This is a genomic window from Oerskovia sp. NPDC060338, assembly GCF_042726295.1.
Classification (GTDB): Bacteria; Actinomycetota; Actinomycetes; order Actinomycetales; family Cellulomonadaceae; genus Oerskovia; species Oerskovia merdavium.
The window spans coordinates 1-1,425 of record NZ_JBHXCQ010000035.1 but is presented as its reverse complement, the minus strand read 5'-3'; the positions used below and the strand labels follow the sequence as shown (position 1 = coordinate 1,425).

Annotated in this window: 1 protein-coding gene; it reads left to right on the top strand. The window is 68.1% G+C overall.

Features of this window, described 5'->3' with window-relative positions; genetic code table 11:
- The first annotated feature begins 111 nt into the window (after window positions 1-111).
- On the top strand, window positions 112-1,419 hold the full coding sequence (locus ACFWGN_RS21465; protein WP_377619779.1) for an ISL3 family transposase: 1,308 nt from the start codon (window positions 112-114) through the stop codon (window positions 1,417-1,419).
- The last annotated feature ends 6 nt before the right edge of the window (window positions 1,420-1,425 follow it).

Below are 1,425 nucleotides of genomic sequence, written 5' to 3'. Positions count from 1 at the left end.
GGGCTCTTCGCAGTTGAGGGTGTAGAGCGGGTCGGCGCGTCGATCCGGGGATAGAGGTCGAGGTCTTCCGATGATGGGAGTTCTGACACCGCCCATCCGAAAGACCTCGACGTGCCTGACGCTACCTTCACCACCCCTGACCTGACCACCTTCGCCCGTCTGGACGAGCTCGGTCTGGCTGTGACTGGGCAGTGCCTGGCCCCGGACCGGGCCGTGCTGGCCTGCCGGGTGGTGGAACCGGATCAGTGGTGTCGGCGGTGCGGGTGCCAAGGAGTCCCCAGGGACACGGTGACCCGGCGGTTGGCGCACGAACCGTTGGGCTGGCGCCCGACCACGCTGGTGGTCACGGTGCGCCGCTACCGGTGCACCGGGTGCGCCCACGTGTGGCGTCAGGACACCACCAGGGCTGCCCGGCCGCGGGCCAGACTCTCGCGGCGGGCGCTGCGCTGGGCGCTGGAAGGCATCGTGTGCCAGCACCTGAGCGTCGCGCGCGTGGCCGAAGGGCTCGGGGTTGCGTGGAACACCGCGAACGACGCGGTCCTGGCCGAGGGCAAGCGGGTCCTCATCGATGACGAGCACCGGTTCGACGGTGTCAAGGTCGTTGGCGTGGACGAGCACGTGTGGCGCCACACGCCCAAGGGTGAGAAGTACGTGACCGTGATCATCGACCTGACCCCGATCCGCGCGGGCACGGGCCCGGCCAGGCTGCTGGACATGGTCGAAGGACGTTCCAAGGCGGTGTTCAAGACCTGGCTGAGCGAGCAAGCCCCACAGTGGCGCGAGCAGATCGAGGTCGTCGCGATGGATGGGTTCACCGGGTTCAAGACCGCCGCCGCCGAAGAACTCCCAGACGCCGTCGCGGTGATGGACCCCTTCCACGTCATCCACCTGGGTGGCAACGAGCTTGATGAGTGCCGTCGCCGGGTCCAGCAGGAAACCTGTGGGCACCGCGGGCGCAAGGGCGATCCGCTCTACGCCGCCCGGCGCACCCTGCACACCGGTGCCGACCTGCTCACCGACAAGCAGAAGAACCGGCTCGAGGCGCTGTTCGCCGCCGAGGCGCACGTGGAGGTCTGGGCGACCTGGGGCATCTACCAACGCATGATCGGCGCCTACCGCGAGCCCGACCGTGCACGCGGGCGCCAGCTCCTGGCCGACGTGATCGAGACCATCAGCAAGAACGTGCCCGAAGCGCTCATTGAGGTCCGTCGCCTGGGACGCACGCTGAACAGGCGGGCCAGTGACATCCTGGCCTACTTCACCCGGCCCGGAACATCGAACGGACCCACAGAGGCCATCAACGGACGACTCGAACACCTACGCGGCTCCGCCCTGGGCTTTCGGAACCTGACTCACTACATCGCCCGCGCACTGCTCGAGACCGGCGGCTTCAGACCACAACTACACCCCGGATTGTGAAGAGCC